Origin of the sequence: Paraburkholderia silviterrae (assembly GCF_004353915.1) — a bacterium.
Lineage (GTDB): Bacteria > Pseudomonadota > Gammaproteobacteria > Burkholderiales > Burkholderiaceae > Paraburkholderia > Paraburkholderia silviterrae.
In genome coordinates, this window is record NZ_SMRP01000026.1 from 38,552 (window position 1) to 62,242 (window position 23,691).

20 protein-coding genes are annotated in these 23,691 nt (G+C 65.6%); 12 read left to right on the forward strand and 8 right to left on the reverse strand.

Annotated features, from left to right (window positions below; genetic code table 11):
* Positions 1-8: 8 nt before the first annotated feature.
* From EYW47_RS32645 to EYW47_RS32675, 7 genes are all read left to right on the forward strand, one after another.
* Positions 9-722 carry an NIPSNAP family protein gene (locus EYW47_RS32645; protein WP_133198944.1) on the forward strand — a complete coding sequence of 238 codons (714 nt, stop codon included), beginning with the start codon at positions 9-11 and terminating at the stop codon, positions 720-722.
* A 93-nt stretch (positions 723-815) separates the two neighbouring features.
* Positions 816-1,265: a nuclear transport factor 2 family protein gene (locus EYW47_RS32650; protein WP_133198945.1), complete on the forward strand. Its 450-nt coding sequence runs from the start codon at positions 816-818 to the stop codon at positions 1,263-1,265.
* 146 nt (positions 1,266-1,411) lie between these two features.
* Positions 1,412-2,491: a porin gene (locus EYW47_RS32655; RefSeq protein ID WP_133198946.1), complete on the forward strand. Its 1,080-nt coding sequence runs from the start codon at positions 1,412-1,414 to the stop codon at positions 2,489-2,491.
* 38 nt (positions 2,492-2,529) lie between these two features.
* Entirely contained in the window at positions 2,530-2,895 is a 366-nt protein-coding gene (locus EYW47_RS32660; RefSeq protein ID WP_240764014.1) for a BON domain-containing protein, read from the forward strand.
* A gap of 559 nt (positions 2,896-3,454) precedes the next feature.
* On the forward strand, positions 3,455-4,774 hold the full coding sequence (locus EYW47_RS32665) for an MFS transporter (RefSeq protein WP_133198947.1): 1,320 nt from the start codon (positions 3,455-3,457) through the stop codon (positions 4,772-4,774).
* A 61-nt stretch (positions 4,775-4,835) separates the two neighbouring features.
* On the forward strand, positions 4,836-6,047 hold the full coding sequence (locus EYW47_RS32670; protein ID WP_133198948.1) for a M20 aminoacylase family protein: 1,212 nt from the start codon (positions 4,836-4,838) through the stop codon (positions 6,045-6,047).
* A gap of 230 nt (positions 6,048-6,277) precedes the next feature.
* Complete coding sequence (locus EYW47_RS32675) at positions 6,278-6,517, forward strand: hypothetical protein (protein WP_133198949.1); 240 nt, start codon at positions 6,278-6,280, stop codon at positions 6,515-6,517.
* A gap of 49 nt (positions 6,518-6,566) precedes the next feature.
* On the opposite strand, the gene EYW47_RS32680 is transcribed toward EYW47_RS32675, so the two are convergent.
* From EYW47_RS32680 to EYW47_RS32705, 6 genes are all read right to left on the reverse strand, one after another.
* Entirely contained in the window at positions 6,567-6,854 is a 288-nt protein-coding gene (locus EYW47_RS32680; protein ID WP_133198950.1) for a hypothetical protein, read from the reverse strand.
* Positions 6,855-7,003: 149 nt separating this feature from the next.
* Positions 7,004-8,176 carry an ABC transporter ATP-binding protein gene (locus EYW47_RS32685; RefSeq protein WP_133198951.1) on the reverse strand — a complete coding sequence of 391 codons (1,173 nt, stop codon included), beginning with the start codon at positions 8,174-8,176 and terminating at the stop codon, positions 7,004-7,006.
* A complete protein-coding gene (locus EYW47_RS32690) occupies positions 8,173-8,826 on the reverse strand; it encodes an ABC transporter permease (protein WP_133198952.1) in 654 nt (217 codons plus the stop codon). Before EYW47_RS32690 ends, EYW47_RS32685 begins: the two co-directional genes overlap by 4 nt.
* Before the next feature lie 10 nt (positions 8,827-8,836).
* Entirely contained in the window at positions 8,837-9,784 is a 948-nt protein-coding gene (locus EYW47_RS32695; RefSeq protein ID WP_133198953.1) for a glycine betaine ABC transporter substrate-binding protein, read from the reverse strand.
* A complete protein-coding gene (locus EYW47_RS32700; RefSeq protein WP_133198954.1) occupies positions 9,781-10,497 on the reverse strand; it encodes an ABC transporter permease in 717 nt (238 codons plus the stop codon). The genes EYW47_RS32695 and EYW47_RS32700 overlap by 4 nt, the downstream gene beginning before the upstream one ends.
* Before the next feature lie 669 nt (positions 10,498-11,166).
* Complete coding sequence (locus tag EYW47_RS32705) at positions 11,167-11,910, reverse strand: GntR family transcriptional regulator (protein WP_133198955.1); 744 nt, start codon at positions 11,908-11,910, stop codon at positions 11,167-11,169.
* A 220-nt stretch (positions 11,911-12,130) separates the two neighbouring features.
* Here EYW47_RS32705 and EYW47_RS32710 point away from each other — a divergent pair, with 220 nt between their 5' ends.
* The 4 genes from EYW47_RS32710 (at position 12,131) to EYW47_RS32725 (ending at position 19,206) form a co-directional block, all read left to right on the forward strand.
* Positions 12,131-13,351, forward strand: a complete 1,221-nt coding sequence (locus EYW47_RS32710; protein ID WP_133198956.1) for a pyridoxal-phosphate-dependent aminotransferase family protein — start codon at positions 12,131-12,133, stop codon at positions 13,349-13,351.
* Positions 13,352-13,480: 129 nt separating this feature from the next.
* Entirely contained in the window at positions 13,481-16,564 is a 3,084-nt protein-coding gene (locus EYW47_RS32715) for an FAD-binding and (Fe-S)-binding domain-containing protein (protein ID WP_133198957.1), read from the forward strand.
* Between the two features lie 160 nt (positions 16,565-16,724).
* On the forward strand, positions 16,725-18,014 hold the full coding sequence (locus EYW47_RS32720; RefSeq protein ID WP_133198958.1) for an MFS transporter: 1,290 nt from the start codon (positions 16,725-16,727) through the stop codon (positions 18,012-18,014).
* Between the two features lie 181 nt (positions 18,015-18,195).
* Positions 18,196-19,206, forward strand: a complete 1,011-nt coding sequence (locus EYW47_RS32725; protein WP_133198959.1) for an aldo/keto reductase — start codon at positions 18,196-18,198, stop codon at positions 19,204-19,206.
* Between the two features lie 51 nt (positions 19,207-19,257).
* Here EYW47_RS32725 and EYW47_RS32730 read toward each other — a convergent pair whose 3' ends face one another.
* Positions 19,258-20,184, reverse strand: a complete 927-nt coding sequence (locus EYW47_RS32730) for a LysR family transcriptional regulator (protein ID WP_133198960.1) — start codon at positions 20,182-20,184, stop codon at positions 19,258-19,260.
* Positions 20,185-20,466: 282 nt separating this feature from the next.
* Between EYW47_RS32730 and EYW47_RS32735 the strand changes: the two genes are divergently transcribed.
* Entirely contained in the window at positions 20,467-22,680 is a 2,214-nt protein-coding gene (locus EYW47_RS32735; protein ID WP_165976740.1) for a tetratricopeptide repeat protein, read from the forward strand.
* Between the two features lie 15 nt (positions 22,681-22,695).
* Here EYW47_RS32735 and EYW47_RS32740 read toward each other — a convergent pair whose 3' ends face one another.
* On the reverse strand, positions 22,696-23,562 hold the full coding sequence (locus EYW47_RS32740) for an SDR family NAD(P)-dependent oxidoreductase (protein WP_133198962.1): 867 nt from the start codon (positions 23,560-23,562) through the stop codon (positions 22,696-22,698).
* Positions 23,563-23,691: the final 129 nt, after the last annotated feature.

A 23,691-nucleotide genomic window follows, 5' to 3' on the forward strand; every position in this document is an offset into this window, starting at 1 on the left:
AGTCTGGCATGTTGATCGAGCACCGCGTGTACACCCTCGCGCCAGGAGCCGAGGTATCGTTCTGGAATGCGCAAAGCGAGCGCGGCGAGCATGGGCTGCGCCCCATCCTCGAGCGCTTGATCGGCACGTATGCAACGCGCAGCGGCGCCACGGATCAGATCGTCAGCCTGTATCGCTACGACAGCTTCGAAGACTGGCAGACGCGCCTGTTCGGCCTGTACCGGCAAGAGGTGCTTCAGCCGTATTTTCGCGCGGTCAGGCCGCTCATCAGGCGCCAGGAGAGCCGCTTTCTCGCGCCCGCGCCGTTGCCCGCGCTGACACCGCACTGGGGTAACGGGCAGGACCGGCTGCCCGCGCAGGGACCGGTGTTCGCTTCGCCACGAACCGGGAGCGTGATGGGGGAATTGACACTGACCTTTGCCGCGGGCGGCGTGCCGGCATGCTGGGAAGCGATTGCGCGGCACGCATTGACCGACGATGCCGTCGTCATGAGGGGGTTGTGCGCGGGCTTCTACAGCATTGCCGGCGCGCTGAATCAGGTTTTGCTGTACTGGCATTATCCGGACCTCGAAGCCTCTTTTAAGCACCGCCAGTGCCTGCGGGAATCGGCGCGCTGGAACGATTTCCTGCGCGAACTCGCGCCGTTCGACATCCATGCCGAAAGCCGGCTGCTTGCGCCTGCGGCGGTGGCGGACATGTCGCCGTTATACGCGCAAGACTGAATACAGGCGGCGCCCGCTTGCTCTGTAAATATTGCGCGCCATTAATAGTTAGTCATACGAATTGTATAAGTTCACTCCTGAAAGGTGCCAACGATGGAAATCAGAACGATGACGGACGAGCAGAGAAAGGCTATCGCGCTCGAGTATTTCAAACGGATGGACAGAGGCGCAAACCTCCTGGAGCTCTTCGACGACCACGCCGAAGTCTATTTCCCCAAGTGGGGCATTGCACGCGGCAAGGCGCAAATAGAGCAGTTCTTCGCCGACCTGATGGGCATTCTTTCCGCAGTGTCGCATGACGTGTCGAGCATCAACTTCATTCAGCAGGGCGACCTCGTCGTGGCGGAGGGGACGTCGAGCGGCAAGACCAGGGACGGCGTCGCCTGGCGCGCTGGCGTGACCCATGCGGGGCGCTGGTGCGACGTCTTCGAGATTCGCGATTTCCGGATTCAGCGCTGCTATGTCTATCTCGATCCCGACTACGGCGGTGCCGATACGGCGCGCTATCCGTGGCTCGGCCCCGATTGCCTCGTGCGTTCCTGACGCGCAATGACGATCGTCCGACACCGCCCACGGCGGTTTGCGGATTGGCGCGTGCCCGTGGGCGTGGCGAGCAAGCGGGCGGCCCACGATTGATTTTCCGAAAAAATGCAGACCGCACTCGATGCGGCAGGTAATGGAGACATGAGATGTCGAGAAAAAGATTCGTACTACAGAGTTTATCGGCATGCGCGATGGGGATCGCGCTGAGCGGCGCCGCACAGGCGCAAAGCAGTGTCACGCTGTTCGGCGTACTGGATGGCGGCCTGCTCTATACGAACAAGACGCTCGATCCAGCCACGGGTGGCAACGCGGGCAAGCAGTTCTCCGTGATCGATGGCGGCTCGTACTATTCGCAGTTCGGCATGGTGGGAACGGAAGATCTTGGCGGCGGATACAAGGCGAAGTTCCGCCTCGTCAGCGGCCTGAACATCGCGAACGGCGGCCTGCTTCACTGCAACGGCAACCTGTTCGGCTGCGAGGCGTGGGTGAGCATCGACGGGCCGCCCGGCGAGTTCAAGCTGGGCCTGCAGTTTTCGCCCTTCTTCCTCGCCGTATACGATGCCGATCCGCGCAGTCTTTCGCTATTCGGCAGCGGTGCAATACCGCTCGTGGACAACGTGCTCGGCACGGGTATTTTCAACGCCAACGCGATTTCCTATACCAGCCCTGTAGTGAGCGGCCTTCAGGCCAGCGCGTTGTATGCGTTCGGTGGAGAGCCGGGCAACTTTCAGGCGGGCCGGCAGTACTCGATCCGCCTCAAGTACGGGCTTGGCGGCCTGACCGTCAATGCGGCGTTCTACGACGGCAACAGCGGCGGCACGGCGCAGACGCCCGTTCCCACGACCGTGCAATACGAAGGGCGGATGCTGGGCATAGGGTATCAGTTCGGAGCGCTAACCGTGAAGGGCTCGTTCGTCAACTACAAGGTCGCGGGATCATTCAACGCAAACGTCTACGGCGGTGGCGCCACCTGGTATGTGACCCCGGCATTGGACATCAACGGTGGTGTCTGGGTGACGAGCGATCGTAACCACACGACCAATCACTCGGTGCTGGGGGCGCTGGGCACCGACTATTTATTGTCGAAGCGAACCACCCTCTATGCGCAGGTTGGCGTGGTGAACAATCATGGCGCCATGGACACGGGATTGTCGATGATCGGCGCGCTCTACGAAGTAGCGGGAACCTCCGTCGGCACCGTTGTCGGCATCCGGCACACGTTTTAGCCTCGCCGTTCCATTCCCATCTCAAGGAGACAAGAAACGTGCAGTCCATCAAGTCAATCCGGGGCGCAGCCGGCGCGCTCCTCATGGCGGTTACGATCTTCGGCCACGCTCAGGGCGGCACACCGGACGCGGGATCCGCCGTGCCGGCAAGCGTCAGCGGCACAAGCAAGAAGGCGGTCAGGGCGGAGAACCGCAGGCTTCAGAAAGACGTATTGCGCAATCTCTCGAAGACGAAGGGGCTCAACACGAGCAACCTCGTCGTGGTGGCGCGAAGCGGTGTGGTGACGCTCGGCGGGTCCGTTCCGGAAGCGAGCCAGGTTGAACTGGCCGTTGCAGCCGCCCGGGGCGTTGGCGGCGTGGCCGAGGTCAAGAGCAATCTCGTTGTGAGACCGGAAGGTTTGTAATCGCCGTTTTCATGGGATTCGGCCCACGCGACCGCCCCTGTTTGTTCTGTGGGCAGAGGGGCCGTGGGCCGATTGCGGCATGGAACTGCTGGGAACTTCCAGGCTGATCCGGACAGCGGATCGATAGCCCAATACGGCCAGGCCTGTAGCTTCAGGCGGAAGAAATACCTCTATTGACTCGCGGTCCGGAGTATGCGGGGTGCCAATCAGCGGACGACACGCCGGTTTTCGATCGAATGTCTGTCCGCCCTGTCTGGCGGGCGCTTCCAGCCGTGCTCGACCTTTCTGGGTCGATTTCAAATCGTAGGGCATATCGACTTCTGGTCGGAATCCATCCGGGCCGCTGAGCGAAGGTTATGAATTCGATTCCATCTGGTTATCACGATGAAAATTTCTCACTTCTTGCAAAAGTGAACCTTGCCTGAATATCAACTCGCGCCAGCCGTTTGCATGGAAGTCAACACGGCCGCATGCGCGCCATGAGCGCATGATGGGCACGCCGAAGGCGCACGGCGAATGCCACGAACGCGACGTTCAACCCTGCCTGCGGAGATCCGCCATGAATGACGCTACGCTCAGCGCCGCCGACGATACGCTCGCCAACGCGCGCGCCGCCGCTCTCAGCCACGCACCGGCACGCCAGAGCCAGTTCCGCCTCATCGCCGCATGCTCGATCGGCAATGCGCTGGAAATGTACGACTTCACGGTCTACAGTTTCTTCGCCATCCTGATTGGCAGGCTCTTCTTTCCCTCGGACAGTCCATTTGGATCGCTGTTGCTCGCGGTGGCCACCTTCGGCATTGGCTTCGTGATGCGGCCGCTCGGCGGCCTCGTGATCGGCAGCTATGCCGACCGGCGCGGGCGCAAGGCCGCGATGACGCTCACCATCGCGCTGATGGTGGCGGGCACGCTGTGCATCTCGCTGGCGCCCACCTATGCGCAGGCCGGCGTGTACGGCTCGCTCGTGCTGCTCGCGGGGCGCCTGCTGCAGGGCTTTTCGCTCGGCGGCGAGATCGGCGCGGCCACATCCATGCTGATGGAGTCGGGCTCGGTGGGGCAGCGCGGCTTTCGCGTGAGCTGGCAACTGGGCAGCCAGGGCATCTCCGCACTGATCGGCGCGCTCACGGGCGCCATGCTCTATGCCACGCTCACGCCACATGCGCTCGAAAGCTGGGGCTGGCGTCTGCCGTTCCTCGGCGGCCTCGCGATCGCGCCGGTGGGCCTCTATATCCGCGCGAAACTCGACGAGACGCACGAGGCCGCGCCCGATGCGCCGAGTCCGCTCGGCACGCTCATGCGCGAGCACGGCGGCAAGGTGCTCAAGGGCATCCTCTCGGTTACGGCGGGCACGGTGGGCATGTATCTCGTGGTCTTCTTCATGCCCACCTATATGATCCGCGTGCTGAAGATGCCGCCTTCGCTTTCGCTGCTCTCGGGGTGCGCCACGGGCATCACGATGCTGATCGCCTCGCTCGTCTCCGGGCGTCTCGCAGATCGGCTCACGCGGCGCAAGCCGCTCGTCATGGCATCGCTCGCTTTCAACCTTATCGCGGTGGTGCCCGCGTTCTGGCTCATGGCGCGCTTTCCCAGCGTGCCGCTCGTGCTCGCGCTTTCGGTGCTGCTGACTGCGGCTGCGAATCTCGGCTCGACGCCCATGCTGCTCGTGCTCATGGAAATGCTGCCGGCCGCGGTGCGCGCGAGCGGCCTTTCGGTGATCTACAGCGTGGGCGTGACGGTGTTCGGCGGCAGCTCGCAGTTCATCGTCACCTGGCTCATTGCGAAGACCGGCAACCCGCTTGCTCCGGCGCTCTACATGGTCGCGTGCGGGCTCGTGACGCTGCTCGCGGTCTGGAGCATCCAGGAGCGCCGCGTCGATTGAGCACGCCGCAGGCGCCACTGCGCCTTCTGAACCCAACGAATACCACAAGGACGCCACCGACATGAAGCGCGAACCCACGCTTACGCCGTTTCAACTGCTGCCCACGCTGCTGCCCGAAATTGAAATCGATGCCGAAACGTTCATCGGCATTCGCCGCCAGATTCATTCGCAGCCCGAACTGGGCTTCGAGGTGGGCGCCACCGCCAGGCTCGTGGCGATGCTGCTCGAGAAGTGGGGCTATGAAGTGCACACCGGCATTGGGCGCCGCGGCGTGGTGGGGCAATTGAAGGTGGGCACGGGCAAGCGGCGCCTGGGCATACGCGCCGACATGGATGCGCTGCCCATCGTCGAGAACACCGGGTTGCCGTATGCGAGCCAGCACGCGGGCAAGATGCACGCGTGCGGCCACGACGGCCACACGGCCATTCTGCTTGCAGCGGCAAAGACGCTGGCGCAGCGGCGCGATTTCGACGGCACGCTCAACCTCATCTTCCAGCCCGACGAAGAGAACCTGTGCGGCGCGAAGGCGATGATCGACGACGGCCTGTTCGAGCGCTTCCCGTGCGACGCCGTCTACGCGCTGCACAACATGCCGGGCGTGCCGGCCGGCACGTTCCGCGTGCTTGCGGGGCCGGTGAGCCTGTCGTCCGACGTGGCCGACGTCACGCTCAAGGGCGTGGGCGGCCACGGCGCCATGCCGCACCGCGTGAAGGACCCCATCGTGGCGGCGGCCGCGCTTGTCACGGCGCTGCAGACGATCGTCGCGCGCAACGTCGCGCCCGACGACACCGCCGTGGTCTCGGTGGGCTTCATCAAGGGCGGCGCGACCCACAACGTGATTCCGGAGACGGTGACGCTAGGCGTCAACATTCGCGCGGCGCGTCCCGAGACGCGCGAACTCGTGGAGCAGCGCGTGCGCGAGATCGTGGCGGCCACGGCGCAGGCTCACGGGGTGGAGGCCCATATCGATTACCGGCAGCTCACTCCCCCGATGGTCAACACGGCTGATGAAACGTTGCTTGCGCAACAGGTTTGCACGGAGCTGGTGGGGGCGGAGAACGTCGTCGTGCAGGCGCCGAAGGGACTGAACGGCAGCGAGGATTTTGCGTGGATGCTCAAGGCCGTGCCGGGCTGCTATATGTTGCTAGGCAACGGCGAAGGCGAGTTCGGCGGCTGCATGGTGCACAACCCCGGCTACGACTTCAACGACCAGGTGCTGCCGCTCGGCGCGGCGGCGTGGGTGCGGCTCGCACAGCGCTTTCTTGCGGGATGAAAACGTTGTGCTAACGAACGGCTTTCATGTGAACATGGCGCAGGCCGTTCGTGCGCCTTCGCCTCACTGGGCGCTTAAGGTTCTCTTCAGCCAGGCTTCGTTAAGATCGTGCGGCTCGGTGGCGAGCCATGCTCGCCACCGGATCATTCCTCGCATCGCCGCAGCATCGGCTCCACGCCGTGACAGCGAATGCGCGCCGAACGCCAGCCCGCACTGGAGTGAGCCCCGCCATGAAGCCGCCGATCTTTGCACAGTTGCGTGCAGATCTGATCGTCATCGCCCTTACGACGATGTTCATTCAAGCTGTCGTTTTCGTTGCGATCGTGGTGTTGTGCGTGCCAGCGACCTCGTTCGCGACGCCGGGCTTTCGCCTGGGCGTGATCGGGATCGTGTCGGCAACGGTGCTCGCGGTGCGGTGGATCGAACGGCGCGCGGCACTCGACGCCATCGAGACGCATTCGCCTTCGTGAAACGCCATTCGTTCTGGTATCCGAATCAATCAGCGAATCAGTGCGTGAATCAAAGCGCGCTGCTGGCGATTTCCCCGGTCATCAATTTTCCATCGTCGATGAGCTTGTCGACGATGCTGCTGCCCACGCTGTAACCACCCATCAGCGCTTCCGCTTCCGAAGCGAATGCGCGTCCCGCCGCGCGGTCGATGCGCAGCGAGGCGAACGGCATCTTTTCATCTGAGGAAATCAGGAGCAACGCGATGTGGTCGAGCGCGGCGGCGCCTTCCTGGGTGCGGCAGACGGTTTCGACACTGACGTCGAGGGTATGGCCGCGATGCTGATACGTGCGTTTCATGAGTGAAGCCCGGAGCGCCGGCGTACACGGCGTGTTTCGCAGCCGGTCATTATGCGTGCGCGAAACTTAGGAAACACTTAAAAAACAGCACACGCCCGCACGATGCGGGCGTGTGCTGTTTGCGTTTTTCCGCTGCGCTCTGGTCGCGCTCAGGCAGCCGCGCTGGCCGGGATCACGCCAACTGGACTGCCAGGCGGCTGGCCCGTTTGCTGGCGCGAACGGCCTGAGCTCAAATAGGCCGCGATCGAGTCCTGCGTGATTTCGCCAATCCAGGCGCCGTCGGCATCGAGCACCGGCATCCACGACGCGCTGAACTGGTACATCTTCGAGAGCACGATGCGCAGGTTGTCGTCCACCGAGACGCTGGCCGCGAAGGGCGTCACGCGCTCGCCACATGCGCCGTCGCCGCGTGCCGCACGACGCGTGACATAGCCGAGCGCATGTCCCGTTTCGTCGAGCACGGTCAGATAGCGGCAGTCCGCTTCGTCCATGACCGCGAAGGCGTGCGCGAGCGGCGTGTCCACGCGCGCCGTTTCGGGCTGCGTGGCGGCGTCGCCGGCCTTCACGAGCAGCAGGCGCTTGAGCGTGCTGTCCTGGCCCACGAACTGTGCGACGAATTCGTCGCGCGGGCGCGCGAGCAGCGTGTCGGGGTGATCGTATTGCACGAGCTGGCCGCGCCGGAACACGGCGATGCGGTCGCCGAGCTTGATGGCCTCGTCGATATCGTGGCTCACCATGATCACGGTCTTCTTCAGTTGCCGCTGCATCTGGAAGAACTCGTTCTGGATGGACTCGCGATTGATCGGGTCGACGGCGCCGAACGGCTCGTCCATCAACAGCACGGGCGGGTCGGCGGCGAGCGCGCGAATCACGCCCACGCGTTGCTGCTGGCCGCCCGAGAGCTCGCGCGGATAGCGCTTCAGATACAGCTTCGGATCGAGTGCGACCATCGACATGAGCTCTTGCGCGCGCTCGGCGCAGCGCTTCTTGTCCCAGCCGAGCAGGCGCGGCACCACCGTGATGTTCTCCTCGATGGTCATGTTCGGGAACAGCCCGATCTGCTGGATCACGTAGCCGATATGGCGGCGCAGGTCGACTTCGTTGAGTCCGGAGGTGTCCTCACCGTTGATGAGCACGCGGCCCGAGGTGGGCGCGATGAGCCGGTTGATCATCTTGAGCGTGGTGGTCTTGCCGCAGCCCGAGGGGCCAAGGAACACGCAGATTTCGCCTTCCGCCACCGACAAGCTCACGGAGTCGACGGCGCGCACGGGCTGGCCGTCCTTCTGGGCGAAGGTCTTGGTCAGTTTTTCGAGTTCGATCATGTCTTTTGCACTCCTTTCGGTGTCAACGCGCGCTGCAGCCACTGCAGGAGCAGGTCAGCGACGATCGCGAGCACGCTCACGAGCACCGCGCCCACCAGCAGCTTCATCATGCTGCTCTGGCCGATGGCGCGCAGGATCAGCGTGCCGAGGCCGCCCGCGCCAATCACGGCGGCAATCGTCATCACGCCGATATTCATCACGACCGCGGTGCGCACGCCCGCGAGAATCACGGGTACCGCGAGCGGCAAGTCCACGAGGCGCAGGCGCTGCCACGAGGTCATGCCAATGCCCGTGCCGGCTTCCTTGATGCCGGCGTCCACGTTGCGCAGCGCGAGGTAAGTGTTGCGCATGATCGGCAGCAGCGAATAGAGAAATACCGCCGTGATCGCCGGCACCGCGCCGATGCCCTGGCCGAAGCGCGAGAAGAACGGGATCATAAGGCCGAACAGCGCGATGGAAGGCAGCGTGAGCACGATGGTGGCGAGCCCGAGCAGCGGGCCCGCGAGCCACTCATGACGGTTGATGACGATGCCGAGGGGCACGCCCGCCACGATCGCGCAGCCCACGGCAATGCCAACCAGCCAGATGTGCTGCAAGGTGAGCTGCAGCAGCTCGGGCCAGCTCGAAGCGAGATAGTCGAATACGCTCATGAGATCTCCTTCAAGGCAGCGGATGCGTGCGCAGGAAGGCATCGGCCACATCGCGCGGCGACTTGCCGTCGAGGTCCACTGCCTTGTTCATGTCCTGCATCACGTCGTTGTTGAGCGCCGCCGAAAGCGCGTTGAGTTGCGCCGCGAGCTTCGGGTTGTGCTCGAGCGCCTCCTTGCGCACCACAGGCGTGGCGTTGTACGGCGGAAAGAAATGCTTGTCGTCATCGAGCGGCACGATGCCGAAGCCCTTCACGCGGCCGTCGGTCGTGTAGACGAGGCCGATCTTCAACTGGTTGTTGTGCAGCGCCGTGTAGACGAGCCCGGGGTCCATCTGCTTCATCTGCGAGCGGCTGAAATGCATGCCGTAGGTTTCGAGCAGCGGCTTGAGGCCATCGGGGCGGTTCGCGAATTCCGCGTCCATGCCGAACACCATGTGCTTCGCAGCGGGGCGGGTCTTCAGATAGTCGGCGAGCTGCGAAACCGTTTTGATGCCGGAGGCCTGCGCGAACTGGCTGGGCAGCCCGATCGCGTAGGTGTCGTTGAGCGGCGAGGCATCGAGCCAGACGAGCCCGCGCGGTTCATCGAGTGCCTTCACGCGCTGGTACATCTGCTCGGGCGGGAGCTTGTCCTTGATCTTGTCGTAGACGAGCGCCGCCGTGCCCGTGTAATCCCACACGAGGTCGAACTGGCCGTTTTCCAGCGCGCTGCGCATGAGCGTGCTGCCGAGCCCGGAGCGGACTTCCACGTCGTAGCCACGCGAGCGCAGGTACTGCGCGGTCAACTCCGCGAGCACGTATTGCTCGGTGAAGTTCTTCGCGCCCAGCACGAGTTTGGCGGCGAACGCCGAGGAGCTTGCGGCCACGCACAGAGTACCCACGGCGCACAGGCGCGCGATCGATCGAATCGTACTGCGAAATGTTAACAAAGCGGTGAACAAATCGGTGGGAAAGGCGCTCATGCGGCACCTCCGCGGCGCACGATCCATTGGCGGCTGCCGGCCGCGACGATGCCGTCCAGCACGAGCGCGAGTATCGCGGTGAGCGAGGCGCCCAGCAGCAGCAAGGGCTGGTTGTCGAGATAGATGCCGGGGAAGATCAGCGAGCCGAGGCTGTCGGCACCGATCAGGTAGGCGAGCGGCGCTGTGCCCACGTTGATGGCGAGCGCCGTGCGCACGCCGCCCACGATGATGGGCAGCGCATTGGGCAGTTCCACGCGGGTGAGCGACTGCCAGCCGGTCATGCCGATGCCTTTGGCGGCTTCGCGCAGCGCCATGGGCACGTTCTTCACGCCTTCGTAGGTATTGCGCGTGATGGGCAGCAGCGAGGCGAGGAACAGCGCGACGATAGCGGGCATATCGCCGATGCCGAAAATGCCGAGCGCGATGGCGAGCACGGCGAGCGATGGAATCGTGTTGCCGATGTTGAAGAGCTGCATGAATCGCTCGGCGTGGCGCTGAAACCGCGGCCGGCTGAGCATCACGCCGGCAGGCACGCCAACGACGATGGCAAGCGCCATGGACCAGGCGACCAGCAGCATGTGCCGGCAGGCGTAATAAGCGAGATCGTCCGCATGGCTGCGAAACGTTTCGGCGCCGATTCCACGGGCGAGCGCCCATGCGATGACGGCGATGGCTATCAGGCTGCCCAGCAGTTGGACAGTGCGTCGAGTCATGAAGATACGCCCCCTCGATCTCGGTGCGGCGCGCACAAGAGCGCACAGGAGCGCACAAGCGCGCACGCCGCGAAGACGCCAGATGGCGCCGCGATGGAAGTTCGTAATCCCGGCATGGCCGCGATTGAACTGACGGAAACAGTCCTTGCCGGCCGCGACGACAGGCGGCGGGCAGTCGAGTGAACGCGCTAGTGCGTTCGTCTGATTGTCATGTTCAGCCCAGCGACGCAATGAAACGGCACGTGCGCGCTGAAGCAGGGCACCGTCCTGCAAGGACGGCATGGATGCGGAGGGCAGGGCCCTTGACCGCTGGGGCCGGTGGCCCCTTTGATGTGGTGAAACGGATGCGTGCGCAACTAGGTGCGATGTTGCATCACCGCTGTTGCGTTACCGCGTTACATCACGTTTGGCACGAGATCATGCTTTTTGTGAATGAAAGCTGAGTATAGGGTAATCGATTGAGCACGTCTGCCTTGGGGAGCGATCGATATGATTTACATCGTGGTCAACGGTCGCTGTAAATATGCCCGAACGTGTCATATCGGGTAAATAATATGGATGACGAAATAAATAAAACGGGTGTCAATCCCCGATTGAATCGAGCGCTGCATTTCGAGGCTAATTGGCGATGTGTGCGCGAGCCGATGAACGCTGCCGCGCGCATGCGCGCTACTTCTCGCGATTCATCCCCGCGACGCTGAGCGTGCGCTCGGCCAGCACGGCATCGCGTTTGGCGAGCAGGTGGCCGCGCAGGATCTTCGAGAGTGCGGGTCCATTGCGCGCTTCGAGCGCGGCAATCATGCCTTCGTGGTCGCGTATCGCGCTGTCCCACTTGGCGGTCTGGAAGTTGGAGCGAAAGCGCAGCGCCTGCAGGCGCCGGTTCAGCGTCACGTAGGTCTGGCGCAGCGCCGCGTTGCGCGCCGCAATGTTGATGAGGTCGTGAATCGCGTGATTGCGCGAGTAGTAGCCGGACAGGTCGTTCTGCGCGCGGCACAACAACATGGCCGCGTGCAGCGCCTTGATTTGCGCGAGCTCCGTTTCGCTGATGCGCTCGCACGCGAGCTCGCCCGCGAATGCCTCGAGCCCGCTCATGAGCTCGAACATGTCGCGTATTTCGGCTTCGCTCAGCTGCGCCACCGTCGCGCCACGGTTTGGCGAGATTTCGATGAGCCCTTCGGCGGCGAGCACCTTGAGCGCTTCGCGCAGCGGCGTGCGCGAAATGCCCAGCACTTCGCACAGCTTGCGCTCGTTGAGCTTCACGCCGGGCGCCAACTGCCCCTCGACGATGAATTCGCGCAGGTGGTCGACCACCGTGTCGTGCAGGCGCTGGCGCGCGAGCTTCGGCAGCGCGAGCTCCGGCGCGTCAGGTTGTGCGGACGCGAGTTGCGCGTCCGGAAAGTCTGCATTTTGCATACGAGACCCCATCGTCCAACTTGCGCCCATTCTAGCCTGGCTGCCGACGGCGCTTCGTGGAGTCGCACTGCCGGGTTTCCCCTGGGCGGATTCGGGCCAATTTCACCTTGCATCTGGTCAGGCGTGCACTACAGTATTTTGCATGCAAAATGCCATTTCGGCTGAATCGGGTGGCATCGACTGAAGTACTTCCGACCTTCCTTGAACGTGGGACCTCTTCATGCTGAAACTCGACTTCCATCCCGCCGGCCGCCATTTCCTGCAGATTCCCGGGCCGAGCCCCGTGCCCGACCGCATCCTGCGCGCGATGAGCTATCCGACCATCGACCACCGCGGGCCCGAGTTCGGCGCGCTCGGGCTTTCGGTGATGGACGGCATCAAGAAGGTCTTCAAGACTACGCAGCCCGTGGTGATCTATCCCGCTTCGGGCACCGGCGCGTGGGAGGCGGCGCTCACCAACACGCTCTCGCCTGGCGACGCGGTGCTGATGTACGAGACCGGCCACTTCGCGACGCTGTGGAAGAAGATGGCGGAGAGCCTGGGCCTGAAGCCCGAGTTTCTCGGCCTGCCCGGCGTGGAGGGCTGGCGGCGCGGCGTGCAGGCGGACATGATCGAGGCGCGTCTGCGCGCGGATACGGGCCATGCGATCAAGGCGGTCTGCGTCGTGCACAACGAGACTTCCACGGGCGTGACCTCCGATATCGCAGCCGTGCGCCGAGCCATCGATGCGGCCGGGCACCCGGCGCTTTTCATGGTCGACACGATTTCGGGCCTTGCGTGCGCCGACTACCGCCACGACGAATGGGGCGTGGACGTGACCGTCTCGGGCTCGCAGAAGGGCTTGATGCTGCCGCCCGGCATCAGCTTCAACGCGCTCTCGCAGAAGGCGCTGGAGGCGAGCCGCGAAGCGAAGCTGCCGCGCGCATTCTGGAGCTGGGCCGAGATCGTCGAGATGAACAAGGAGGGCTACTGGCCCTATACGCCCAATACGAACCTGCTGTATGGCCTCTCGGAAGCGCTCGAGATGATTCTGGGCGAAGGGCTCGACAACGTGTTCGCGCGCCACCGGCGGCTGGCGGCCGCGTGCCGTGCGGCGGTAACGGCATGGGGGCTCGAGATTCAATGCGTGGACCCCGCCGTGTATTCGCCGGTGCTCACGGGCGTGGTCATGCAGGAGGGCGTGGACGCAGACGCGGTGCGCAAGCTCATCTACGAACGCTTCGATCTGTCGCTCGGCACGGGGCTCGGCAAGGTGAAAGGGCGCATGTTCCGCATCGGCCATCTCGGCGACTGCAACGACCTCGCGCTGATGGCGGCGCTTGCCGGGTGCGAGATGGGGCTGCGGCTCGCGGGCGTAACGCTGCGCGCGAGCGGTGTGGGCGCGGCAATGGACTATCTCGCGCAGCATGAGAGCGCGCCACGGCTGAAGGCGGTGGCGTGAGCTCACGCCTCGCCAGGGCCTGTTACTAGCGTGAAATTGGCGTGAACAGGTCCTGGTGTGCCTATGCACGCAATCCGCGACGAACCGATGCACGACGTTTGAACGCCCGACGTTTCAACTGATTATCCGATGCTCACGTCCACACCCAAACCGCTCGTTCAGCCCATCCGGCTCATGCCCGCTTCCGCGCGAGCGGCGCTCACGCCGCTCGCCGCGCGGCTCGCGCGCGAATTGCGCGGCGACGTGCTGTTCGACCGCGCCTCGCGCGGCCGCTACGCCACGGACGCGTCGATCTACCAGATCATGCCCATCGGCGTAGCGGTGCCGCGCGACCAGGACGATCTGCGCGTTGCGCTCGACATCGCGCGCGATACCGGCGCGCCGGTGCTGGCGCGCGGCGCGGGCACGAGCCAGTGCGGGCAGACCGTGGGCGAGGCGCTCGTGATCGACACGAGCAAGTGGCTCAACCGCATCGTGGCCTTCGACGCACAGGCGCGCACCGTGACGGTCGAGCCGGGCGTGGTGCTCGACTCTCTCAACGCGTGGCTCAAGCCGCACGGCCTGTGGTTTCCGGTGGACGTCTCCACGGGCGCGCAATGCACGATAGGCGGCATGGCCGGCAACAACTCGTGCGGCTCGCGCTCGATCGAGTACGGCATCATGGTGCACAACGTGGCCGCCATCGACGCGGTGCTCGCGGATGGCCACGAGACCGGATTCGGCAAGTTGTCCGAAATGTCATGCGATGCGCGCACGCGTGCGCTCGTCGAGGGCGTGCGCGTTATTGCCGAACGCGAGCGCGACGAACTGCGCGAGCGCGTGCCGAAGGTGCTGCGCCGCGTGGCCGGCTACAACCTCGACCTGTTCGATTGCCAGAACCCGCTCGCGTTCGAGCGCGACGGCGAGCCGAATCTCGCGAACCTGCTGGTGGGTTCCGAAGGCACGCTGGCGTTCAGCCGCCAGTTGACGCTGCGCCTCGCGCCGCTGCCGCGCCACAAGGCGCTGGGCGTGGTGAACTTCCCCACCTTCTACGGCGCGATGGATCTCACGCAGCACATCGTCAAGCTCGGGCCGAGCGCGGTCGAGCTCGTCGATCGCACGATGATCGACCTCGCGCTCGACAATCCTGCGTTCCGGCCCGTGATCGAGCGCGCGCTGGTGGGCGCGCCGCAGGCGGTCCTGCTGGTGGAATTCGCCGGCGACGAGCGCGAGGTCCAGCTTGCGCGCCTCGCGCAGCTCGTGGAGCTGATGGGCGATCTGGGCCTGCCCGGCGGCGTGGTCGAGATGACCGATGCCGCCGCGCAGAAGGCGCTCTGGGACGTGCGCAAGGCGGGCCTGAACATCATGATGAGCATGAAGGGCGACGGCAAGCCGGTCTCGTTCATCGAAGACTGCGCGGTGCCGCTCGAGCATCTCGCCGACTACACGAGCCGACTGACCGAGGTGTTCCATCGACACGGCACGGAAGGCACATGGTACGCGCACGCGAGCGTGGGAACGCTGCACGTGCGCCCGATACTCGACATGCGCTGCGACGGCGCGCAGAAGATGCGCGCGATTGCCGAAGAGGCCGCCGAGATGGTGCGCGAGTACAAGGGCGCGTTCTCGGGCGAGCACGGCGACGGTCTGTGCCGTGGCGAATGGGTTGCCTGGCAGTACGGACCACGCATCAATGCGGCGTTCGCCGAAATCAAGGCGCTCTTCGATTCCGCGAATCGCATGAGCCCGGACCGCATCGTCCATCCGCCGAAGATGGACGAGGCGGCGAACTTCCGCTTCGCGCCCGGCTACCGCGAGCGCGCGTGGCGGCCCACACTGGACTGGTCGGCATGGAATGTCACGCGCGATCCGCTGACGGGTGCCGAGGGTGCGCCGGGTTCGGGCGGCGACGCGAGCGAGGGGCTCGCGAAGGCCGTCGAGATGTGCAACAACAATGGCCACTGCCGCAAGTTCGATGCGGGCACGATGTGCCCGAGTTATCGCGTCACGCGTGACGAGCAGCATGTCACGCGCGGGCGTGCGAATACGTTGCGGCTGGCCTTGTCGGGGCAACTGGAATCCATGGAGGGGGCAGGCGGCGCCGCGAGTGGAGAGGCTGAGGGCGGTCTGGCAAGCCGCGCCGTCAAGGACGTGCTCGACCTGTGCGTGTCGTGCAAGGGCTGCAAGCGCGATTGCCCGACCGGCGTGGATATGGCGCGCCTGAAGATCGAGGCGCGCGCGGCATGGCAGCGCGCGCACGGCCTGGATCTGCGCGAGCGGCTCGTTGCATATTTGCCGCGCTATGCGCCGCTCGCGAGCCGCGTGCCCGGCGCGCTGCCCGCGATCGAGCGCTGGCCGCGCTTGGCGGCATGGCTCAAGCGGCGCATCGGCTTCGCGCAAGAGCGCGCGTTTCCGCGCATTGTGCGCCCGTTCACGGGGATGGCCGAGGCCAGCGCGAATGACGCCACGCCGGCTGAGAAGGCGCGCGAAGTGCTGCTGTTCGTCGACACGTTCAGCAACTATATCGAGCCCGCTGTCGCGCGCGCCGCCAAACGCGTGCTGGAGGCGGCGGGCTACACGGTGCGCCTGAACACCATGGCGGGCGAGCGCCCGCTCTGCTGCGGACGCACGTTTCTCGCGGCGGGCCTCGTCGATCAGGCGAAGGCCGAGGCGCGCCGCTCGCTCGATGCGCTCATGCCCTGGGTCGAGCGCGGCGTGCCCATCGTGGGGCTGGAGCCCTCGTGCCTGCTCACGCTGCGCGACGAATGGACCGCCTACGGTTTCGGCGAGGCCGCCGCGAAGCTCGCGCGCCACGCGCTGCTCTTCGAGGAATTCCTAGTGCGCGAGCGCGGGGCGGGGCGGCTCGACCTGAAGCTCCATGCGCTGCCCGAGGCACGCGCCGTCGTCCACGGCCATTGCCACCAGAAGGCGTTCGATGCGTTCACGCCGGTGCAGACGGTGCTCGGCTGGATCCCGGGGCTCGCGATCGCGCCGGTCGAGTCGTCGTGTTGCGGCATGGCGGGCAGCTTCGGTTACGAGAGCGAGCATTACGCAACCTCGCTCGCCATGGCGGAACTGGCGCTCTTGCCCGCGGTGCGCGCCGCACAGGCAGCCGGCGACGCGCTGGTGGTCGCCGACGGCACGAGCTGCCGCCATCAGATCGCGGACGGTGCCAGTGCGCGCGCACTGCACGTGGCACAGGTTCTGGAGCGCGCACTCGGCCCACCGCGCTGAAGCCACCTGAGAGCGGCACACGAGCGGCACACAAGCGGCAACCAGTGCGCCCGAAACAGAATTCGAAACATCCGGAGTCCTGAAGTACCCGCCGCGAGGCGAAGCGGGCCGCGAGCGCACGTCTCGCGCGCCGCGCCAGAACACTTCCAGCAAGGAGACGATGATGTTGCGCCGAGCCACCACACGCGTGCTGCTATTGCTGTGCGCGATGTACCTCATCACCTATGTCGACCGCGTCAACGTGAGCACGGCTGCGAGCCAGTTCGCGGCCGAGCTTCATCTCTCGCATACCGAGGTCGGCATCGTGTTTTCCGCCTTCGCGTATCCGTATCTGCTGTTCCAGATTATCGGCGGGTGGGTGGGCGACCGCTTCGGCCCGCGCCGCACGCTCGCCGTTTGCGCCGTGATCTGGGCCGGCGCCACGGTGCTCACCGGTCTCGCGGGCGGCTTCACCTCCATGATCGTGGCGCGCTTGCTGCTTGGCCTCGGCGAAGGCGCGACATTCCCCACCGCCACCCGCGCGATGTCGAACTGGATGCCCGCAAACCGCCGCGGCTTCGCACAGGGCACGACGCACGCCGCCTCGCGCATCGGCAATGCCATCGCGCCGCCGCTCATCGTCTGGCTCATGCTGGTGTCGGGCTGGCGCGGCGCCTTCATCGTCACGGGCGTCGCGAGCTTCATCTGGGCCGTGCTGTGGATCTGGTACTTCCGCGACGATCCGCGCGCGCATCCGCGCATCACCGCCGCCGAATGCGAGGGGCTCGAGCGCTTTTCCGGCGCGAAGGAGCGCGCGCCGGTGCCGTGGCGGCGGCTCGTGGCGCGCATGTCGCCGGTCACGGCCGTGTACTTCTGCTACGGCTGGGTCCTGTGGCTGTTCCTCGGCTGGATTCCACAGTACTTCCTGCACAACTACCACATGCACCTGGCCCAGTCGGCGCTGTTCGCCTCGGGCGTGTTCTTCGCGGGTGTGCTGGGCGATTGGCTCGGCGGCGCGGTCACCGACCGCATTCTCAAGAAGAGCCGCAACCTGCGCCTCGCGCGCAACGTGATGGTGGGCGTGTGCATGCTGCTCACGCTGCTCTCGCTCGCGCCCATCCTGCTCGCGCAGAACGTGACGGTGACGCTCGCCGCGCTGTGCCTGAGCGCGGGCTTCTTCTTCAACGAAATGACCATCGGGCCGATGTGGGCCGTGCCCATGGACATCGCACCCAGGCACGCCGGCACCGCGAGCGGGATCATGAACACGGGCTCGGCCGCTGCGGCCATCGTGAGCCCCGTGGTGGGCGGCTGGCTGATCGACCGCACCGGCAACTGGAACCTGCCGTTCACGGTGTCGATGGCGATCATGGCGCTGGGCATCGTGCTCTCGTTCACGATGCGCCCGGACCGCTCGCTCGACAGCGCAGGGGGTTCGGTCGACGGTGCACATGCACATACGACGGCCTGAGCCTGCGGTGTGCGGGCGAAACGCGGTGCTCGAAAGCGATCGCGCCCGGCACAGCTTGAGGATTGGTGAACGCCATTCATGAACGCATGCGGTTTATCCACCTTTATCCGATGCGCGCGCTGGCTTCTAATGAGCACTTCGGCCGTCGATCCGACGCGCAGCCACTTTGGAGTTTTGGGTTATGGACTATCGCTATCTGGGCCGCAGCGGCCTGAAGGTTTCGCCGTTGTGTCTGGGCGCCATGATGTTCGGCGGCGAAACCGATGAGGCGACGGCGAGGCGCATCATCGACAAGGCCTTCGAGCAGGGCGTCAATTTCATCGATACCGCCGACGTCTACCATGCGGGCCGCTCCGAGGAGATCGTGGGCCGCGCCATCGCGGCGCGCCGCGACGACTGGGTCGTAGCGACGAAGTTCGGCTATCCCGCAGGCCCCGCGCAGGGTCCCAACCAGCAGGGGCAGTCGCGCAAATGGATCTTCCAGTCGGTCGAGGCGAGCCTGAAGCGTCTGAACACCGACTATATCGACGTGCTCTATTTCCATCGCGCCTTGCCCGATCTGCCGCTCGAAGAGGGCGTGCGCGCGGTGGGCGATCTGATCCGCCAGGGCAAGGTGCGCTATTTCGGGCTTTCCAATTTTCGCGGCTGGCGCATTGCCGAAGTGGTGCGCATTGCGGACCAGCTCGGCATCGAGCGGCCCGTTGCTAGCGAGCCGCTCTACAACATCGTGGACCGCAGCGCCGAAGTCGAGCAGCTGCCCGCCGCCGGGCACTATGGCCTGGGCGTGGTCCCGTACAGCCCGCTCGCGCGCGGCGTGCTGACCGGGAAATATGCCGTGGATGCGCAGCCGCCCGCGGACAGCCGCGCAGGGCGCGGCGACCGGCGCATCCAGCAGACCGAGTGGCGCGCCGAGTCGTTGCACATCGCGCAGCGGATCGCCGCGTACGCGGCGCAGCGCGGCACGACTCCGGTTGCGTTCGCGCTCGCGTGGGTGCTCAACAACCGGCTCGTGAGCTCGACGATCGCGGGGCCGCGCACCGAGGCGCATTGGGACAGCTACGTCGAAGCCCTGGCGCTCCAGTTGAGTCCCGAGGACGAGAAGTTCATCGACAGCCTCGTGCCGCCGGGCCATGCGTCGACGCCGGGCTATACCGATCCCGGCTATCCGGTCGAGGGCCGCAAGGCCGGCTGAGCGCGGCCAGGCCATGCCAAGTCAAGCCAAGCCAAGCCAAGCCAGGAACAACTACGAGCGCTTGCGGCGCGGCGCCTCGCTGCCCTCGCCGCGATAGCGCAATGCATCGATCACGAGCCCGAGCGCGCGCGACGACTGCCGCCGGCTCGGGTAGAACGCGTGGTAGCCGGGAAAGACCGGGCACCAGTCCTTGAGCACGCTCTTCAACTCGCCCGCGCGCAGATAGGGCAGCGCGGCGTCTTCGGGCACGAAGGCAAGACCGAAGCCGTCCAGCGCCGCGCCCAGCATTTGCGGGACCGCGTTGAACGTGAGCTGGCCGTCCACGCGCACCTGCAAGGCGTGATCGTCTTTCTTGAGCTCCCACGCGTACAGGCCGCCCGAGCCCGTGAGGCGCAGCGTGATGCAGTTGTGACTCAGCAGATCCTGCGGCGACTTCGGTGCCTTGTGCTTCGCGAGGTAAGCGGGGGAGGCCACGATCGCCATTTTCAGATCGGGCCCGATGCGCACCGCGATCATGTCCTTCGCGACCTGGTCGCCGAGGCGCACGCCTATGTCGTAGCGCTCGGCCACGATATCGCGCAGCCCGTAATCCACGGTGATTTCCACCTTGATGTCCGGATACGCGGGCAGCAACGTCCTGAGCTTCGGCCAGATCACGGTGTTGACGGTGTGGTCGATGGCGGTGATGCGGATCGTGCCCGCGGGCTTGTCGCGCAGGTCGGCGAGCGAGGCGAGCTCGGCATCGATCTGCTCGAAGCGCGGCGAAACGGCCTGAAACAGGCGCTCGCCGGCCTCGGTGGTGGAGACGCTGCGCGTGGTGCGCGTGAGCAGGCGCAAGCCCAGGCGCGTTTCGAGCGCGCGCAGGGTGTGGCTCAACGCGGACGGCGAAACGCCGAGCTGGGCCGCCGCGCGCGTGAAGCTGCGCTCGCGGGCAACGGCGAGAAAGGCCAGGAGATCGCTGAAATTGTCGCGCGCCATGAGGAAGCCGAATGCCAGGGAGGTGGCGCAGATCGTACCATCGGCGCGCAGCTTGCCGGGTCCGGCAATGGCCGCCGTACGAGCACGGAAGGGCCCCCATGGCCTCACCGGTGCCTTCGTGGAATTTGACTCACGGCAAACGCCATCGAAATTTCAGAACGCTGCACGTTGCTTAAGCGTGTTCTGGATGCTTTGAGATCGCAGTTTGCTTAACATCGGCGCCCGCAGTCGCGGCCGAACGCACGACTGAACCTGCTGGCCCTGATGGAAGATTCCACGACCATGTCCACGCCCCCATCCCACGAAGTCAGCGGCGATACGTTCGCCGCCGCCGAAGCCGCCTGGCAACGCGGCGAGACCGAAACCGCGCGCGCCATGTGCGAGCGTCTCGTTGCCGCCGATCCGCACGACGCCGATGCGCTGCATCTTGCGGGCCTCCTCGAGATCGGGCGCGACCGCCTGGCCGCGAGGGCGCTGATCGGCCGCGCGCTTGTGGCGCGCGAGGACCCGGTGTTTCTCGTGGGCTTCGCCATGACCTGCGTTGGCGCCGCCGAGCGGGACATGGCCATCTACGCGTTGAAGCGCGCCATCGAACTGCGGCCGGACTCAGCCATCGCGCTGAACAACCTCGGCCACCTGTACGGCGAAGCGGGCGATGCCGCACGGGCGTCGGAGTTGTTCGAACGCGCGCTCGCGCTGGCGCCGCAGCATGCCGCCATCCACTTCAACTACGGGACCATGCTGTTGAACGCCAACCAGCTCGACCGCGCGGAAACCGTGCTGCGTCGCACGGTGGCCCTCGCGCCGAACCACGCGAACGCGTGGAACAATCTCGCGAAGGTGATGCTGGCGGGCAAGCGCGCCGCGCAGGCGCTGGCTGTGCTCGAGCACGCGCGCACGCTTGCGCCGGACTCGGTCGAGATCCTCACGAACATCGGCGCGATCCTGAGCGGTGGAGCGCGCATCGACGAAGCCAGGATTGCGCTCGAGCGCGCAATCGAACTCGATCCGCGCAGAGTCTCCGCGTGGAGCAACCTGGGCAGCGTGCTGCTCAAGCTCGCCCGCCACGACGAGGCGCGCGCCGCGCTTACCCGCGCCGTCGAACTGAAGCCGGACTTTGCCGATGCGCATATCAATCTCGGCAACGCGTGCAGCAAGGCCGGCCGGATCGACGAGGCCATCGCCTGCTATCGCCGGGCGATGGCTTGCGATCCCGCCCATATGGGCGCAAACAGCAATCTGCTTTTCTCGCTGATGTTTGCCGTGGACGACGCTCATGCGATCCGCGCCGAGGCCGAGCAGTTCTCCGCGCGGCACGAGGCGGCGCTGCTGGCCGCGAGCGCGGGCACGCGCCATGCGAACACGCCCGACCCCGCACGGCGATTGCGCATTGGCTATGTCTCGCCGGACTTTCGCAACCATTGCCAGTCGCTGTTCACGACACCGCTCTTTGGCCATCACAATCATGCTGCCTTCGAGATCTTCTGTTATGCGCTGAGCGCGCAGCGCGACGACGTCACCGCGCGCCTCGCGAACTACGCGGACGGTTGGCGCGACGTGTGCGAGTTCGATGACGCACGCCTTGCGCAGCAGATTCGCGACGACGGCATCGACATACTCGTCGACCTCACGATGCACATGGACGGCGCGCGGCGCTTGTTGTTCGCGCAGCGGCCCGCGCCTGTGCAGGTGGCGTGGCTTGCGTATCCGGGCACGACGGGCAGCCCGTCGATCGGCTGGCGCCTGACCGACCCGTGGATCGATCCGCCAGACGAGCCGCGCGTGGACGACCAGTACACGGAACGGTCGCTGCGTCTGCCGGACGCCTTCTGGTGCTACGACGCGCTTGCGCGCGGCGTGGATGGAAACGCGTTGCCGGCGCTTTCGGCCGGGCATATCACATTCGGATGCCTGAATAATCCATCCAAGCTCACGGACGCCACGCTGTCGCTCTGGTCCGGTGTGCTTGCGGCGCTGCCCGATGCGCGGCTTGTGCTCATGGCGCCTCCCGGCGGGGCTCGCGAACAGCTTGCCGCGCGCCTGGCCGCGCACGGCGTCGAACCGGCACGCGTGAGCTTCGTGGGATTTCAATTGCGCGCCGACTATCTTCGGACTTACCACCAGATCGACATCGCGCTCGACACGTTCCCGGCCAATGGCCACACCACGAGCCTCGACGCCTTCTGGATGGGCGTGCCGGTTCCCACACGCTATGGCCGTGGCGCGCCGAGCCGCGCCGGGCTTTGCCTGCTGGCCAATCTGGGTTTGCCGGAGCTGGCGGCGGACGACGATGCGGATTACGTTGCCATCGTGACGGCGCTCGCGCGCGACCTGCCTCGGCTTGCCGCGCTGCGCGTGGGCCTGCGCGCGCGCATGGAGGCTTCGCCGCTCATGGACGGCGCGCGATTCGCGCGCAACGTGGAGGCTGCTTATCGGCACATGTGGGAGGCCTGGTGTGCGGACGCGCGCGTTGCGCCGTCCGCCCGATTGCCATAGCGTGAAGCGCTGGCCTTACGCAACGATGGCCGGATGCGCCTGCACCGGCCCGCCCAGTTGCTCGCGATGTGAAGGCGGCTGGCGTCCGTCGATATCGGTAATGCCATACTCGCGCGCGAGCTCGGCGCCCACGAGCACGAGCCCGGACTTCTGGGCGCGCTGCGGGTCGCGATAGAGCGCATCGACCAGCCGCCCTGTGAATTGCGGGCTCTCCGCAAGCTCGCTGAATCCCACGTACTGCTCGGGATGCTCAGCGATCACGCGTGCCGTGCGCTCGGTCTGGAGCATGCCCATCCAGATCGACACCGCCGCCACGCCGAAGGGGCGCAAATCCACCGCCATGTCTTTCGCGAATTTGTCCACGCCGGCTTTTTGCGCCCCGTAGGCCGCGCCGTGCATGTAGCAGCTTGCGCCGAACGACGAGGTGAACGCGATCAGACCGTCGCGCTGCGCCGCCATCAGGCGTGCCGCGTGCCAGCTCGCGACGTAGGCCGAGCGCAGCCCCACGTTCAGGATGTTCACCATATCCAGCGGCTTTTCCCAGAACGGCGCGGGGCGGATCAGTTCGTCGTGAAGGACAGTCGCGTTGTTGACGAGCACGTCGAGGCGGCCTTCATCGTCGCGGATGCGTGCGAAGGCGGCTTCGACCTGGGCGTCGTCGGCGTGGTCGCAGGCGAGTGCGATGCCGCGGCCGCCCAGGCGGGTGATTTCGGCGGCTGTCGCGTGGATGGTGCCGGGCAGCGGCGCGTCACCTTCGGTTTGGGAGCGGCCCGTCACGTAGACGGTGGCGCCGGTTGCGCCCAGCGCGAGCGCAATGCCTTTGCCCGCGCCGCGTGAGGCGCCGGTGACGAGTGCAATATAAGGACGGGACGATTGGGGCATGCCTGGGGGCTCCGTTACATTAGATTGATGGGTGCCGCGGTACGCGGCGGGATGATGTTTTTTTGTGATGACATTTACATGCAGTTATGGTTGGTAATTTGGAGTTCTAAGTTGGTAAATTTGGTTTTT

What these genes read in the sequence shown, in the direction of transcription:
- EYW47_RS32645 (WP_133198944.1), top strand. Translation starts at nt 9, where the DNA reads ATGTTGATCGAGCACCGCGTGTACACCCTCGCGCCAGGAGCCGAGGTA.
- EYW47_RS32650 (WP_133198945.1), top strand. Translation starts at nt 816, where the DNA reads ATGGAAATCAGAACGATGACGGACGAGCAGAGAAAGGCTATCGCGCTC.
- EYW47_RS32655 (WP_133198946.1), top strand. Translation starts at nt 1,412, where the DNA reads ATGTCGAGAAAAAGATTCGTACTACAGAGTTTATCGGCATGCGCGATG.
- EYW47_RS32665 (WP_133198947.1), top strand. Translation starts at nt 3,455, where the DNA reads ATGAATGACGCTACGCTCAGCGCCGCCGACGATACGCTCGCCAACGCG.
- EYW47_RS32670 (WP_133198948.1), top strand. Translation starts at nt 4,836, where the DNA reads ATGAAGCGCGAACCCACGCTTACGCCGTTTCAACTGCTGCCCACGCTG.
- EYW47_RS32675 (WP_133198949.1), top strand. Translation starts at nt 6,278, where the DNA reads ATGAAGCCGCCGATCTTTGCACAGTTGCGTGCAGATCTGATCGTCATC.
- EYW47_RS32680 (WP_133198950.1), bottom strand. Translation starts at nt 6,854, where the DNA reads ATGAAACGCACGTATCAGCATCGCGGCCATACCCTCGACGTCAGTGTC.
- EYW47_RS32685 (WP_133198951.1), bottom strand. Translation starts at nt 8,176, where the DNA reads ATGATCGAACTCGAAAAACTGACCAAGACCTTCGCCCAGAAGGACGGC.
- EYW47_RS32690 (WP_133198952.1), bottom strand. Translation starts at nt 8,826, where the DNA reads ATGAGCGTATTCGACTATCTCGCTTCGAGCTGGCCCGAGCTGCTGCAG.
- EYW47_RS32695 (WP_133198953.1), bottom strand. Translation starts at nt 9,784, where the DNA reads ATGAGCGCCTTTCCCACCGATTTGTTCACCGCTTTGTTAACATTTCGC.
- EYW47_RS32700 (WP_133198954.1), bottom strand. Translation starts at nt 10,497, where the DNA reads ATGACTCGACGCACTGTCCAACTGCTGGGCAGCCTGATAGCCATCGCC.
- EYW47_RS32705 (WP_133198955.1), bottom strand. Translation starts at nt 11,910, where the DNA reads ATGCAAAATGCAGACTTTCCGGACGCGCAACTCGCGTCCGCACAACCT.
- EYW47_RS32710 (WP_133198956.1), top strand. Translation starts at nt 12,131, where the DNA reads ATGCTGAAACTCGACTTCCATCCCGCCGGCCGCCATTTCCTGCAGATT.
- EYW47_RS32715 (WP_133198957.1), top strand. Translation starts at nt 13,481, where the DNA reads ATGCTCACGTCCACACCCAAACCGCTCGTTCAGCCCATCCGGCTCATG.
- EYW47_RS32720 (WP_133198958.1), top strand. Translation starts at nt 16,725, where the DNA reads ATGATGTTGCGCCGAGCCACCACACGCGTGCTGCTATTGCTGTGCGCG.
- EYW47_RS32725 (WP_133198959.1), top strand. Translation starts at nt 18,196, where the DNA reads ATGGACTATCGCTATCTGGGCCGCAGCGGCCTGAAGGTTTCGCCGTTG.
- EYW47_RS32730 (WP_133198960.1), bottom strand. Translation starts at nt 20,184, where the DNA reads ATGGCGCGCGACAATTTCAGCGATCTCCTGGCCTTTCTCGCCGTTGCC.
- EYW47_RS32735 (WP_165976740.1), top strand. Translation starts at nt 20,467, where the DNA reads ATGTCCACGCCCCCATCCCACGAAGTCAGCGGCGATACGTTCGCCGCC.
- EYW47_RS32740 (WP_133198962.1), bottom strand. Translation starts at nt 23,562, where the DNA reads ATGCCCCAATCGTCCCGTCCTTATATTGCACTCGTCACCGGCGCCTCA.